This window comes from [Flexibacter] sp. ATCC 35103 (assembly GCF_001975985.1).
In the GTDB taxonomy this organism is placed as follows: domain Bacteria; phylum Bacteroidota; class Bacteroidia; order Flavobacteriales; family Flavobacteriaceae; genus Flavobacterium.
Genome location: NZ_MTQF01000006.1, coordinates 266004 through 281871 on the forward strand (window position 1 = coordinate 266004; position 15868 = coordinate 281871).

Consider the following 15868-nt stretch of genomic DNA (forward strand, 5'->3'; position numbering starts at 1 on the left):
CCGTAATTCAGATATTTATTCTAAGTGTTTTTTTTAAACCATAAAAAATTAATTCTCAGATTTCTGTACATTTTTACTCCTTTTATGGACTTTGATTTAAGATTTCATTTGTAAATTTAAAGATTCAATACATTATTTCCTCTCCAACTAAAAACAGCAATATTTTGAAAAAATATATTTTATTAGGCGCAATCTTTACTGGTACTTTTGCCGTTCATGCTCAAAACAAAATCATTACAGTTACCAATTCCCTTTCTGTCGATCGGGAATATGAAACGGTAGAACTTACTAAAAAATCACTTCAATTACCTACATCAGCTAAACTGGAAGATTATACGGTAAAGGATATAAGTTCTAATGCATTTTTAGAAACACAAGCTATAGATAATGATGGCGACGGCGTTATGGATATCCTGTTATTTCAGCCTAAAATAAGCGCTTCAACTACTAAAGAATTTGAAATTATACCATCAGAGAATCCATCAGCAAACAAAAACATCAATTGTTATTCGAGATTTGTACCGGAACGAACGGATGATTATGCGTGGGAAAACAATAAAGTTGCCTTTAGAACATATGGTCCGGTTGCGCAAAAAATGGTCGAAGACAATATAGCGGGAGGAACTCTGACAAGCGGAATCGATGCATGGCTAAAAAGAGTCGATTATCCAATTATTAATAAATGGTACGAAAAAGCTACTAACGGAACGGGAACTTATCATAAAGATACTGGCGAAGGTTTAGACAATTTTCATGTAGGTGACAGTCGTGGCGTAGGCGGAATTGCGGTTAAAGTCGATGATAAATATTATTTCTCCAAGAATTTTAAGAGTTGGAAAACCATTACAACAGGTCCCATCAGAACGAGTTTTATCCTGACATATGCAGACTGGGATGCAAAAGGAAACAAAATAACCGAATCGAAATTGATAAGCCTGGATTACGGAAGTTATCTTTCTCGTTTTGAGATTAACATTACGGGAACAAAATCTATTGCCGCCGGTTTAACACTTCATGACAAAAAAGGAACTATTGGGACCAATATAAAAGAAGGCTGGATAAGTCATTGGGAACCAATAGATGATTCTGAAATTGGAACCGGAATTGTAGCTCCAAAAAATAGTTTAACGAGTTTTGATAATCATATCACAAATGATAAAGATTTGAGTAACCTTTACGGAAATATAAAGGTAAAAAACAATAAGGTGATTTATTATGTTGGTTTTGGATGGAAAAAAGGAAGTCCGTTTCAAACCAAACAAGAATGGGAAATGTATTTGAGTTCGTATGCTAAAAAAATCAATAATCCATTGGTTGTAAAGGTTAAGAAATAGGTGTTTTTGCCCACGGATTTGGCGGGTTTAAACGGATTGATGCGGGTTTTTAATTTTTATTATCCGCAATCTTGTCAAACCCGACAGGTTTTAAAAACCTGTCGGGTTTACTACTTATTAAATGAGAGTAAAAAAAATCTGTGAAGACCTATTTTAACCCGCCAAATGCGTGGGCAATTATTCTACCCTTTCCTCACAGGAAAATAATTCTCTTTTAAAATAATTTCCAACGGAATATAATGTGTATTTTCTATCGTTTCCTGCAAAACTAATTTTTTATACAAATGATTAATTGCCATATATCCTTGTTCTTCTGGTCTTTGATTGATTAAAAAATCGATTACACCTTTGTTTAAGTATTCGATATTTTGTTCCAGTAAATCATAACCAATAATACGAACGCCTTTTATATTGTTTTGTTCTAAAAATCCCGCAACAATATACGCTCTGGAATTAGGCACAAAAACACTGTTTATTCCAGAGAACATTTCCAGATTCAATTGGTCGATTCCGGAATCTTTGATCGTGATTTCAGAAAATTTAAAGTTTGTAAGCTCATCATTGTCTTTAAAAAAGGAATAGAAACCATCGATACGCTGTAAATAAACCGATGTGCTTTCTATCTCTCTGGTAATTTTAAAAATCAGGATTTGTCTTTCTTTCTTAACCGCAAAACTAATCAGTCTTCCTGCGAGATAACCACTCTGAAAAGCATCTTGTCCCACATAAGCATGTTCAGCATTACTATCAATATTCGAGTCGATCATGACAACAGGAATATTTTTCTTTTTGTATTCATTTAAAAAACGAACCGATTCTTCGTAAAAAATAGGTGCAAACAATAATCCGTCGCAATCAAATTCCAGTACTTTTTTGACTGATTCCTTAAACGATGCTGTATTAAAATCATATAAAAAATAATTCAGCACAATTCCGAATTTACTGAATTCAACAGCTGCTTTTTCTATTCCGTCAATCTGGCTTTTCCAATATTCCAAATTTTCATATTGAGGTAAAAACACGGCAAAATGAAACTTTTTATTCAAAGCAAGATTACTTGCCAGAATATTACGTTTGTATCCATATTTTTCAATAATAGCATTTACCTTATCTACATTTTCCTGAGCAACCTGCCCACGATTATGGATAATTCTATCAACAGTTCCAGGGGAAACATTGGCTAATTCTGCAATTTTTTTTATCGTTATGATAGTGATGATTTTTAAGTTAAATGATGCTTTACATCACTCTGAATTATTATTTTTTTTATTAAATATAAGTTGTTTTAGTTAACTTTTTATATACATTTGTAAAAGCCCGTGTGCGTACACGCAAATATACACATGTGTTCGAAAAAACATAACATTAAATCAAAATATTTATGATGATTTAAATTATTAAAGAATTTGATTCAATTTTAAAATTAAAAAACTGACATACAATTTAACACTGACACATATAATATTAATTATTAAAAACCAGTAAGATATAACAAATCATATAAGGTAAAACTTTAGATATAAAATCAAATTATAAAATATAAAAAACCAAATAAAATGATTGTAGATTCATTACAAAACGCTGCAAAATATTTCAGCCTGCATCCTAATTTCAAAAAAGCTTTTGAATATGTAAATCAAAATGACATCAGCAAACTTGAAGAAGGTGCATTTGAAATTGCCGAAGGATTAAAAGTAATTGTAATTGTTGGCGAAGGTGCCACAAAAGAAGAAAGCATAAAAGGTTTTGAATGTCACGATCAAAACATCGACATACAGATTTCGATAAAAGGTCCGGAAATTTTTGCCTGGAAACCAAGAGAAAAATGTGTGAGTCCAAATGGAGATTACAGCGACGAAAGAGATGTACGTTTCTTTCATGATAAACCTGATATGTTTTTTGAATTGCAGGAAAAACAATTTGCCATATTATTTCCCACAGATGTTCACGCTGCCATGATTGGTGAAGGAACACTCAAAAAGATTGTTATTAAAGTAAAGATTTAAAACATGAGTACAATTCAAAATACCATCGATGTTATTGCCAAACAAGGTATTCTTCCGCTTTATTTTATTACAGACGAAACTATTAGTGTCGAAATTCTAAGAACACTTTATAAAGCAGGAATAAGAGCCGTAGAATATACTAACAGAGGCACTGAAGCGTTATCGAACTTTAAAAAAATGGTTGCTGTACGAAATGCCGAATTACCGGAAATGTTATTAGGTATTGGAACTATCAAAAATCTGCAACAAGCCAAAGACTTTAATGATGCTCAAGCGGACTTTTTTATCAGTCCGGGGTTTGTTCCTGAAGTAGCAGATTTCTTAAAAGATAAAGAAGTTTTGTATGCTCCGGGATGTATGACACCAACTGAAATCATCGCAGCCGAAAATGCCGGAATAAAACTCGTTAAGCTTTTTCCGGGAAATATATTAGGAACCGAGTTTTTAAGCAGTATAAAAGATATTTTTCCATCGTTAGTTTTCATGACTACAGGCGGAGTAGAAACCACACATGCAAGTATTGAGAGTTGGTTTAATGCCGGTGTTTCTGCAGTTGGGCTGGGAAGTAAACTCATCAGTAAAAAACGCATGGAAGAGCAAGATTATCCGGTAATTGAAAATGAAACCAGAAAAGCACTCGAAATCATTCAGACAATAAGAAAACAATAAAATATTCTTGCCACAGATTAAAAAAATTAGAAAGGATTTTTTTTAATAATCTGTGTTAATCTTTTTATCCCGAGCTATCGGGAGTGGCAAAAAAAACACAACAAAATTATAAAAACATAAAATGGATTCAATATTTAACCTAAAAGGAAAAATTGCATTAATAACAGGCGGTGCTGGTGTATTAGGAAGCAACTTTGCAAACGTTTTGGCAAAACAAGGCGTTATTGTCGGGATTGTTTCTCAATCGATTGAGAAAGCCAATAAAACCGTTGAAACAATAGAAAGCAATGGCGGAAAAGCTTTTGCGATTCAGGCGAATGTTTTAAATAAGGAAGAACTGGAAAAAGCCAGAGATCTTATTGTAGAAAAATACGGACGTCTTGACATATTAATTAATGCTGCGGGTGGTAATATGCCTGGTGCAACTATTAGTCCGGATCAGGCGATTTATGATATGAAAGTAGACGATTTACAAAAAGTAGTCGATCTTAATATTATTGGTACAATGCTGCCAACTCAAGTGTTTTCTGAACTTTTTGCAAAACAAAAACAAGGAAATATTATCAATATATCTTCGGCGTCAGCACAAAGACCTTTGACAAGAGTTGTGGGATATTCGGCTTCAAAAGCTGCGATTGATAATTTTACGCAGTGGATGTCGGTTGAACTGGCTTCAAAATATGGTGAAGGAATTCGTGTAAATGCCATTTCTCCCGGATTTTTTATAGGAGAACAAAACCGTGCATTATTATTGACCCCGGAAGGAAAACTAACACCTAGAGGCGAAAAAATCATCGAACATACGCCAATGGGAAGATTTGGAACTCCTGAAGATATCGATGGAGCACTTTTATTTTTATGCAGCGACATGTCAAAATTTGTAACGGGAACGATCCTCAAAGTAGATGGAGGTTTCGCTGCAACAAGTATTTAAATTTTTATGCCGATTATACTTTAAGAAGTTTTACCGCAAAGTTCACAAAACTTTGTTTTTATATCGCTTTGCTTTGAGATTGCAAAAGGATTTTGAAAAATTAAAAATCTCATTGACAGAGAACGATAGTTCTTTTAAAAAATGAATGTCCTAGCCCCGATAGAAGTGGAAATCCTTTTATTTTTTTTCTTTAAAAAAATAAAAGATTGTAACGTCCCGAGGCTTCGGGAGCGGGATTAGCTCCTGAAAATTATAAAAATAATACTCTCAAAGTTTAAGGCTTTGGAGGCAAAAAACAAACCAAAAATGGAACAAACGTTAAGATGGTTCGGGCCAAACGATCCCGTTTCTTTACAAAATATTAAGCAAACCGGCGCGACCGGAATTGTAACGGCATTACACCATATCCCGAATGGACAAGTTTGGGATATTGAAGAAATTATTAAACGAAAAGTTGAAATAGAACACGAAGACGGAGATCCTAAAAAAGGCGCATCAGGTTTGACATGGTGTGTGGTTGAGAGTATTCCTGTTCATGAAGACATTAAAAAACAAACCGGAAACTATCTTCAATACATTGAAAACTACAAAGAAAGCATTCGAAATCTGGCATTGTGCGGTATAAAATGTATTTGCTACAATTTCATGCCGGTTTTAGACTGGTCGAGAACAGATCTTGCTTATGAAACTGCCGACGGATCTAAAGCTTTACGTTTTGATATTAATGCTTTTGCGGCTTTCGAATTGTATATTTTGAAAAGACCTGGAGCAGAAAATGAATATTCGGCAGCGCAAATCGAGAAAGCCAAAAGCTATTTTGAAGCCATGACAGATATTGATAAAGTAAAATTACAGCAAAATATTCTGGCTGGACTTCCAGGTGCTGAAGAAGCATATTCTGTAGAAGATTTTCTGATTACTTTAAGCGGTTATAATCATATTGACAGAGCGGCTTTGAAGAAAAATTTATTCTTCTTTTTACAGGAAATTATTCCGGTTGCCGAAAGTAAAGGTGTTTTGATGGCGATTCATCCTGACGATCCTCCCTACCCTATTTTAGGGTTACCAAGAGTGGTGAGTACCGAAGAGGATTTGGTTGAATTGATGGCTTGCGCCGAATCAAAGTCAAACGGATTTACTATGTGTACGGGTTCTTATGGTGTAAGAGCTGATAATGATTTACCTGGAATGGTGAGACGTCACGGCGATAAAATGAATTTCATACACTTAAGAAGTACGGAAAGAGATGCTGAAGGAAGCTTTTATGAAGCGAATCATCTTGAAGGCGATGTAGATATGTACGAAGTGGTAAAAGCGATCATTGAAGTCGAAAACAGAAATAACACTCAATTGCCAATGCGTCCGGATCACGGACACCAAATGCTGGACGATTTGAATAAAAAGACCAATCCCGGATATTCTGCGATTGGGCGTTTAAGAGGTTTGGCTGAATTGAGAGGACTTGAAATGGGGATTAAGAAGTCGCTTTAAGATAATCTCGCCAAGTCGCAGAGGCGCAAAGTTTTTTTAAGCTATCGTTATAATTAGGATTAAAAAAAAGTTTCACGCAGATTTTAAAAGATTTAAGCCGATTAGACAGATTAATTATTTAGAGCATCTTATAAAATTTCTCTGCGTATATCTGCTTAAATCTTTTAAAATCTGCGTGAAACAAAAAAAATCCTGCCTTCGTGGCAAAACTAACTAACCAAATAACCACAACCATGACCCGCCAAAACATCCTTATTTATTGCAGTCTTTTTGTAAATAGTGTTATAATGGCGCAGCAAACGCCGAAAATACTCCCCGACTCAAAAGCGAATTATTTACCTGATTTTAGTTATGCCGGGTATCATTTTGGCGAGAGCAATCTTCCTGAAGCTCAGGGAACAATCATCAATGCGACTGATTATGGCGTAAAAGCAAATGATGACCTTGACGATTCGAAAGCTTTACTGAAAGCGGTAAAAGCTGCAAATGCGATTGAAGGAAATGTGATTTTGCAATTGCCGGCTGGAAGAATAATTCTAAGTGATATTATATATATCGAAAGAAGCAATTTTGTATTTCGCGGTGCAGGTTCTGATGAAAACGGAACCGAAATCTATTGCCCGAGACCTATGATGTATCTCAAAAATCCGGAATCTTTGGCTGAACTTCGCGAATATTTAACCACGTTTGATAAAAGACAACGCGAACCTGAAAACAATATTGATTTGCCTTTCTCCCAATATGCGTGGTCCGGCGGATTTATCTGGACGCAGATTCCGGGTGAACGTGTAAAATCATATCTGGATAAATACGAACCTAATCCAAAGCCTTTAGCGAAAGTAAGTTCCGGAAATATGGGCGAACATACCATTTCAGTTTCGGAAGTAAAAGGATTGAAAGTTGGCGATATTGTCGAATTGCAATTGTTTAATAAAGACGGTGAAAATGGCGAAATCATAAAAGATTTATACAAAGGAGCGAATGTAAAACCGGGTTCTCATCACTGGAAATTTCCTAAACTTCCTATCGTAAGACAACAAGTTGAAATTACTAAAATTTCGGATTCAAAAATTACAATAAAAACGCCTTTAACGATTGCTATAAAACCCGCCTATCAGGCACAATTGGTCGAATGGAAACATCTTGACGAAGTAGGAATCGAACATTTACGTTTTACTTTTCCTGATATTCCCAGATTGGCACATCACGTAGAACCCGGAAATAATGCGATCTTTTTAACACGTGTTTTTAATAGTTGGGTAAAAGATGTCAAAATCACAAATTCTGACAGCGGGATTTTAGCCGAGGAAATATCAAATGTTACTGTTCAGGACATTGTAACAGACGGGACTCATATGGCGCATTATACAGTGACCTTGGGAGGTGTACATAATGTATTGGTAAAGAATCTGAAAATTTATAATAAAGCCGTTCATCCTTTAAGTTTCAACACTTTTGCGACTAAAAACGTGTATCAGAATTGTGAGATTTTTGCCGATGCGCTTTTAGATCAGCATTCAGGTGCCAATCATCAAAACTTATTCGATAATATTACGGTACATATAACCGCTGATAAAAATAATAGTTATTATTTGTTTGGCGGCGGCGGTGCTGATTACTGGAAACCTTCTCACGGACCTTTTAGTACGTTCTGGAACCTGAACGTTCAGGTTTCAAACCCAAATGATAAACCGGTTTTATTATACGGCATGAAAGACGGGCCTTTTGCCAGAATTATAGGCGTGAACGGAAACTCTAAATTCGAAGTAAAATATGACCCTGACGCTTATATTGAGTTCTTAAATACAGCAATGGATAAAGTTCCTTCGTTATATGATTATCAATTGCAGAAACGATTAAAATAGTTTTTTGCCACAGATTAAAAAGATTAAAAAGATTTTTTAGCCACGAATTCACGAATTTTTTTAATTAATTAACCGCAATCATTCGTGAATTCGTGGCTATTTTTTTAAACTTATTTCGTTAATCTTTCTAATCTTTTTAATCTGTGGCAAAACAGAATTCTTTACTAAAATTTCAATGCCATGAAATACAAAATAGCCTTTCTAATAATCGTATCTGTTTTTGGAAATATATTTTCCCAAAATAAATACCGTCTTAAAAATATCTCGACTACAGACGGACTTTCGCAGAGTTCTGTTATTGCTATTCATCAGGATAAATTTGGGCAAATGTGGTTTGGTACGCGCGATGGTCTTAACAAATATGACGGAAGTAAATTCACCGTTTTTAGAAATGATGTTACTAATAAAAATTCGATAAGCAACAATGATATTTTATCTATTGAGGAAGATAATAAAGGAAAAATCTGGGTTGGAACTTATAACGGACTCAATTGCTATAATCCTGTCAAAAATACTTTTAAACGTTATTTACATACCAAAACCAATCATACGATAAGCAGCAATGCAATTTGGTCGATCAAAGAAATTGTTGACGAAATGTGGTTTGGAACTTCAAAAGGATTGACGATTTATAATAAAAAATCAAAACAATTTATTTCGGTTTTTCATTCAGATACGGATACTTCTACTCTGCCAAGCAACAATATCCTGAGTATTTTGAAAACCAAAAAAGGAGAAATCTGGATTGGTACTACAAAAGGTTTATGCCAGCTTACAAGCAGGAAAAATGGGAAATTATTTTTTAGAAATTATCCTCTAAATGCTACAGATCAATTAAATGTTCAGGCAATTGCCGAAGATGATTCGGGAAATTTATGGATTGGTACAAAAAATAAAGGACTTCTTAAATTGGATAAAAAATCGAATGCATTTGTTTCATTTTTATCAGAGAATCAATATCGTGAAATAAATACTGATATTCGTTCGCTTGCTATCGACAATCAAGGTTCTTTATGGATTGGTACGTATGACGGAATCTATATTTTAGGAAAAGATAAAACCATTCAAAAAATAAATAACAGCAACAACAGCAACGGAATTGATAAGGTTAAATCCGTTTACATCGATAAAAAAGGCTCGGTCTGGATTGGCTGTTATTATAAAGGCGTTAATATTTGGGATATTTCAAATGTGAATTTCTCGAATTACAATCAGAATTCGAAAAAGATTCCGATGAGTTTTGATGTCGTAAGTTCTATTATTGCTGATAAAAACCAGAATATTTATTTTGGAACTGAAGGCGGCGGAATTACGATTTACAATAAAAATACCGAAGCTGTAAGTTACATCAACAGTAAAAGCGGACAAACGGTTAAAAATGATATTAAATCGATGTGTCTTTCAGGAGATATTTTATGGATTGGAACTTTCTCAAAAGGATTATCGGCTTACAACGTGATTTCAAAAAGAATTGAAGACAACAGGATTGCGGCTGATTTAAATCTTTTATTAAAAGAATCCGGTGTATATTCTATCAAAGCCGAGGGAAATGATATCATCTGGATTGGTACTTTTGGCAAAGGACTGATTCGGTACAATACCATTTCTAAAACTTTTGAAACTATTGGAAACGATAATACAAAACCCAATTATCTCACCAATAACATTGTTCGAACTATTTTGGTCGATCAAAAAAAAGGTATTTGGACTGGCACACAAAACGGACTGAATTATATCCCGCTAAGCAATTTTTCTCCTAATAAATATTCCATCAAGCATTACTTTTTTGATTCGGCTTCTGTATCAGGCGATGATATTCTGACTTTGTTTCAGGACAGTCAAAATAAAATCTGGGTAGGAACAAAAGCAAAAGGATTACATTATTTTGATGGAAAAAAATTCAACAAAATCAATTTAAGAGTTGGCAATACCGTTATTACTTCTATACATTCTATTTTAGAAGATGATGATAAAAATTTATGGATCAGCACCAATCAGGGCATTATAAAATACAGTACAACGCTTAAAAACGTTGTTATTTATGATCAAAAAGACGGTTTGGCAAGTAATGAATTCAATGATAATGCGGCATTAAAACTCAACTCAAATCAATTTTATTTTGGAAGTCCGTCCGGAGCAACTTATTTTGATGCCAAGAAAATATCCTTAAATACCTATGCTCCAAAAGTATTGATAACCAATCTGAAAATTAAAAACCAAACAATTCATGCCAATGATTCTTTAGGCATTTTAGAAAAAAGCATTGGTTATACCAAAACCATTACACTGGATTATGACAAGGCAAATTTCTCTATAGATTTTGCAATTCCAAGTTATATTCGGTCTAAAAATAATCAATACAGTTATCGAATGGTTGGTTTAGAAAATAACTGGACCGTAACTAAAAGTACCGAAGCCATTTTTGCCATTCAGAATCCCGGAACGTATACATTCGAAGTAAAAGGCGCAAATAATGACGGTGTCTGGAACAAAAAAACAACAACTTTAACCGTTATCGTAAAACCAGCTCCTTGGCGCAGTATCTGGGCGTTTTTATTATACGGGATCGTTATTGGTTTAGGTTTATATGGTTTGATCTGGATTATGAAATCGAAAGCCAGGCTGAAACAAAAACTGGAATTAGAATATCTGGAAACCAAACGTATCGAAGAAAATAATCTGGCTAAACTGGATTTCTTTACCAATATCTCGCACGAATTCAGAACTCCGCTTACACTGATATTAGGACCTTTGCAGCAAATTCTGGCCAACTACAACGGAACAAACGAAATGTATAAAAAGTTGTTGGTTATTGAAGGAAGCGCCAATCATCTTTTGAGTTTAATAAACCGTTTAATGGATTTTAGAAAACTCGAAAACCATCAGGTTACGCTGGAAACTGCCGAAGGAAATATTGTAAAATTCACCAAAGAAATCTTTCTCTCTTTTATCGAATATGCCAAAGACGGCGATTATACGTATACTTTTGAATCATCGCAGGAAGAAATTCCCGTGTATTTTGACCGTTATAAACTGGAGCGTGTTTTTTATAATTTAATTTCAAATGCTTTTAGATACACTCCAAAAGGCGGAAACATTAATCTTAAAATATCACATGACAATGAGAATCTTTTTATAGCGGTAGAAGATTCAGGAGTTGGAATTGCTGAAGAACATATCGATAAGATTTTTGACTTGTTTTTTGAAGTTCCAATGCATAAAAACGTCCAGAAAAACTACAATAAAGGAACGGGAATTGGGCTTTCGATTGTAAAAAACATTGTAAAACTCCATAAAGGAAATATTGATGTAACCAATAAAAAACCGGAAGGTGTGGTTTTTACAGTAACGCTTCCGTTAGGACGAGCGCATCTTATGGACAATGAAATTATCAGCGATTTTAAAATTAGTGACGATATCGATCAATATACCGCCCAATTAGAAAAAGCAGCAATAACAGAACCGGAAGATATTGATGATTTTGTGGTAAATGACGAAAAACAAACCATCCTGATTGTCGAGGATCATAAAGTCCTGCGATCCTTCATGAAAAACCTGCTTAAGGAAGATTATAATGTTATTGAAGCCGAAAATGGAAAAGTAGCATTCGACAAAGCACTTCAGCATGTTCCTAATTTAATTATAAGCGATGTAATTATGCCGGAAATGGTAGGAACAGAACTTTGCTCTAAAATCAAGGAGAATTTAAAAACCAGTCATATTCCGGTTATTCTGCTAACATCAAGAACTTCCTTAGTTTACAAATTTGAAGGTTTAGAAAGCGGTGCTGATGATTATATCAGTAAGCCTTTTAATTTAATTGAGTTTAAACTCCGTGTTAAAAACCTGTTGAATTCTACTGAACGTCTTAAAAACAAATTTGCAAGCGAGGATAATTTTATTCCGTCAGAAATTACCGTTTCATCCTTAGACGAAGAGTTATTAAAAAAAGCATTCAAAATTGTCGAGGAAAACATCTCGAACGAACAATTCGATATTCCGTTTTTCTGTACAGAATTAGGTGTGAGCCGTACCATGTTATTCTTAAAAATAAAAGCGTGGACCAATTACACGCCAAACGAATTTATTCATGAAATAAGATTAAAACGCGCTGCTCAGTTATTAGAACAAAACAAATTAAATGTTTCTGAAATCAGTTATAAAGTCGGTTTCAATAATCCAAAATACTTTAGTAAATGCTTCCAGAAAAAGTATGGGGAAACACCAACTCAGTTTGCTGACAAATTTTTCAAGTCTTCCGTCAAAATTTAGGGAATTCGTTATTTTAAAGGGTTAAAAAAGGGTATCTGTATTTTTAGATACCCTTTTTTGTATTTCTATATCCTTCGCCACTGCTACATTTGCCGTTATGAAGATCACAAAAACAAAATTCATATTGCTGCAAGTTCTATTTGTACTGCTCATAATAGGAATGAGTTTATTGCTCTTTTATTTTATCTAACATTAACCTAAAAACCAAAATGAATGTTTACAAACCAAAATTTCAAATCGCTTAAATGGTATTTGTCAGTAGCTTTTTTACTGGTAAATATCGTTATGAATGCACAGGAAAAAAAAGTCACCGGAAAAGTAACTTCGAGCGAAGATTTACTGGGACTTCCTGGTGCGAATGTTTATATCAAAGGTTCTTCTGTAGGAGGATCTGCAGATATGGATGGAAACTATAGCGTAATCGTTTCTGATAAAAACGCTGTCTTAGTCTTCAATTATGTAGGATATCAGACTGTCGAAATTCCGTTAGGCAATAAAACAGTAGTCAATGTAAGTCTTAAACCGGACACTAAAAATCTGGACGAAGTAATTGTTGTAGGTTATGGTACTCGTAAAAAAAGCGACATAACGGGTTCTGTATCTTCTGTCACGGCAAAAGAACTTACGGCTTACCCAACATTAAATGCAGAACAAGCTTTACAAGGTCGTGCAGCGGGAGTTTCGGTTCAGTCTAATAATGGTGGAGAACCTGGCGCACCGGTAAAAATCAGGGTTCGTGGAGGAACATCCATCAATGCCAGCGGTGACGCGCTTATTGTGGTCGATGGTTTTGCAGGAGTTGCCATGCCGGCGCCTAGTGATATTGCATCGATTGAAGTCTTAAAAGATGCATCGGCTACAGCCATCTATGGATCAAGAGGATCAAACGGTGTTATTATGGTGACGACTAAAAAAGGAAAACCGGGAAAACCGGTTATCGAATTCAGTAATTCAACATCTGTACAATCTGTCAATAACAAATTGCATTTATTAAATGCAGATCAGTTTGTGGCGTATAGAAAAAGTTTTACCACACATACCGCTGCGGGTTCTGACACAGACTGGCAAGATGTAATTTATCGTGAAGGAATGATTTCGAACACGCAATTATCGTTCTCCGGAGGTTCTGATAAAGTGAGGTATTATGTTTCCGGAAATTACTTTAATCAAAACGGAGTGGTGATTAATTCAGGAATCGATAAATACACGATTGTAAGTAATCTTGAAGCTGATTTATCTGATAAGTTTAAAGTAGGTCTGAATTTATTTCAAAGCAAACAAAACAAGCAAGGAATTATCAGCCAGACCGGCGCCGGAGGAACTGGTGCGGCGGGTGTAATTGCTGCCGCTTACCGATTTATGCCGGATAAAGGAATCTATAATGCTGACGGATCGTATACGACAACGGCTCCAATTGGGGACGATATTGATAATCCGTATGCAACGGCAATGGAAAACATTCTTGAAACAGTTTCTATCGTAAACCGAAGTAACTTTTTTGCGTCGTATCAAATTACCAAAGATTTAAATTTTAAAACAACTTTAGGATTAACAGATAATAATTCGCAAACCGGACGCTATATTCCGTCAACTTTAATTGCAGGAAAAAATATTAAAGGAGAAGCTTCTGTGACCAATACGAGATTTTCTTCTTTCCTTACTGAAAATTATCTAACGTTTAAACGTGAAATTATCGATAAAGGAATCTTAACGGTTCTTGGAGGATATTCGTATCAAAAAAACAAAAATGAACGTGCTTTTGCTGCGTCAAGAGGATTTTTGACCAATACAAATTCGTATCATAATTTAGGTGCGGGAACTGTATTCCTGAAACCGGAATCGAGCTTGTCTGAAACGGAATTAATTTCGGCTTTCGGAAGGTTGAATTTTGATTATGACGATAAATATTTATTCACGTTTACCGCACGTCGCGATGGTTCTTCAAGCTTTAGTGAAAACTATAAATACGGAACATTTCCTTCCGGAGCGATTGGATGGAATATTAGTAAAGAAAATTTCTTAAAAGACAATAAAACGGTTTCTAACCTTAAATTGAGAGCGAGTTATGGTGCAACCGGAAATCCGTCTATTGATGCGTATTCTACTCTGTCAAGATTTTCAGAAATTTATGATGTAAGTGGTGACGTAATTGTAAATGCGGTTCAGTTAACGTCATTAAACAACCCAAATCTAAAATGGGAAACCTCGTACCAACAAGATTACGGAATTGATTTAGGTTTATTTGATAACAGAATCAGCATCACAGCTGATTATTATAAAACAATTACCAAAGATTTATTGTTCAACAGGCCTTTACCGGGAGTTTCAGGAATTGCTTCTCAATTGCAAAATGTGGGAGAATTAGAAAACAAAGGATGGGAATTGGGTATTAATACCAAAAACTTTATTGGTGCAGATTTCACGTGGTCAACAAGCTTTAATATTTCTTCGAACAAAAACAAAGTATTGAAACTGGCTGATAACAAGGATCTTTTAATAAACTCTACGCCTGGACATTTCCTTGCTACAGATTCTCAGATTTTAAGAGTTGGACAGCCGGTTGGTTCATTCTTCGGGTTTATTTATGATGGTGTAATCCAGCAAGGTGAAACTGTTCTTCCCGGGAATTTTGAAACTGCTGCGGGTGGAGAAAAATTCAGGGATGTAAATGGTGACGGAAAACTGGATTCTAACGATAAAACTATTATTGGTAATCCTAATCCTGATTTCATTTTTGGTTTCAATAATGATTTTACCTATAAAAACATCGATCTGAATATCTTCTTTCAGGGTTCAGAAGGCAATCAAATCTTAAATTATACTTTAATGGAATTAGCTTCAGGAAATAACAATGCTACAACAGAAGTTCTGGATGCCTGGACTCCAACCAATACAGATACAAATGTTCCAGCAAATGCGGCAAGAACAAAAAGAGTTACGTCGAGATTTGTGTATGACGCTAGTTATATTCGTTTAAAAAATATCTCAATTGGATATAGTTTAGATGAAAAAGTAGTTTCGAAAATAGGATTAAATAAAGTTCGTTTTTACATCAGTGCACAAAACTTATGGACTATTACAAATTATCCGGGTTCTGATCCTGAGGTAAATTATCTTAATGATACAAATGCCAGAAGTAATACCAATTTAGGATTGGATTACGGAAGTTATCCGAACGTAAGAACTTTCACTTTTGGTTTTAATATAAAATTCTAGTCTAAAAAGTATTATGAAATCGCCACGATTCCAAATTAAAAACAGAATTAAGAATAACGATTCCATGTTCCATTAAAAATT

The 15868-nt window shown here is 34.6% G+C and carries 9 protein-coding genes; 8 read left to right on the forward strand and 1 reads right to left on the reverse strand.

The annotated features are described in order from the left end of the window. The first annotated feature begins 164 nt into the window (after positions 1–164). Positions 165–1334, forward strand: a complete 1170-nt coding sequence (locus BXU01_RS14175; RefSeq protein ID WP_083693806.1) for a DUF4861 family protein — start codon at positions 165–167, stop codon at positions 1332–1334. 182 nt (positions 1335–1516) lie between these two features. Here BXU01_RS14175 and BXU01_RS14180 read toward each other — a convergent pair whose 3' ends face one another. After that, a complete protein-coding gene (locus tag BXU01_RS14180; protein WP_369819556.1) occupies positions 1517–2554 on the reverse strand; it encodes a LacI family DNA-binding transcriptional regulator in 1038 nt (345 codons plus the stop codon). 336 nt (positions 2555–2890) lie between these two features. Here BXU01_RS14180 and BXU01_RS14185 point away from each other — a divergent pair, with 336 nt between their 5' ends. The 7 genes from BXU01_RS14185 (at position 2891) to BXU01_RS14215 (ending at position 15787) form a co-directional block, all read left to right on the forward strand. Further along, on the forward strand, positions 2891–3340 hold the full coding sequence (locus tag BXU01_RS14185) for a YhcH/YjgK/YiaL family protein (RefSeq protein ID WP_083693808.1): 450 nt from the start codon (positions 2891–2893) through the stop codon (positions 3338–3340). Between the two features lie 3 nt (positions 3341–3343). Beyond that, on the forward strand, positions 3344–4009 hold the full coding sequence (locus BXU01_RS14190) for a bifunctional 4-hydroxy-2-oxoglutarate aldolase/2-dehydro-3-deoxy-phosphogluconate aldolase (protein ID WP_083693809.1): 666 nt from the start codon (positions 3344–3346) through the stop codon (positions 4007–4009). Positions 4010–4130: 121 nt separating this feature from the next. Then, positions 4131–4943 carry an SDR family oxidoreductase gene (locus BXU01_RS14195; protein WP_083693810.1) on the forward strand — a complete coding sequence of 271 codons (813 nt, stop codon included), beginning with the start codon at positions 4131–4133 and terminating at the stop codon, positions 4941–4943. A 306-nt stretch (positions 4944–5249) separates the two neighbouring features. Then, on the forward strand, positions 5250–6434 hold the full coding sequence (gene uxuA / locus BXU01_RS14200) for a mannonate dehydratase (protein WP_083693811.1): 1185 nt from the start codon (positions 5250–5252) through the stop codon (positions 6432–6434). A 200-nt stretch (positions 6435–6634) separates the two neighbouring features. Continuing rightward, complete coding sequence (locus BXU01_RS14205; protein WP_255373774.1) at positions 6635–8299, forward strand: DUF4955 domain-containing protein; 1665 nt, start codon at positions 6635–6637, stop codon at positions 8297–8299. Positions 8300–8479: 180 nt separating this feature from the next. Next, positions 8480–12571: a two-component regulator propeller domain-containing protein gene (locus BXU01_RS14210; protein WP_083693813.1), complete on the forward strand. Its 4092-nt coding sequence runs from the start codon at positions 8480–8482 to the stop codon at positions 12569–12571. Between the two features lie 213 nt (positions 12572–12784). Then, positions 12785–15787 (forward strand): TonB-dependent receptor, encoded by a 3003-nt coding sequence (locus BXU01_RS14215; RefSeq protein WP_083693814.1) that lies wholly within the window; start codon positions 12785–12787, stop codon positions 15785–15787. The last annotated feature ends 81 nt before the right edge of the window (positions 15788–15868 follow it).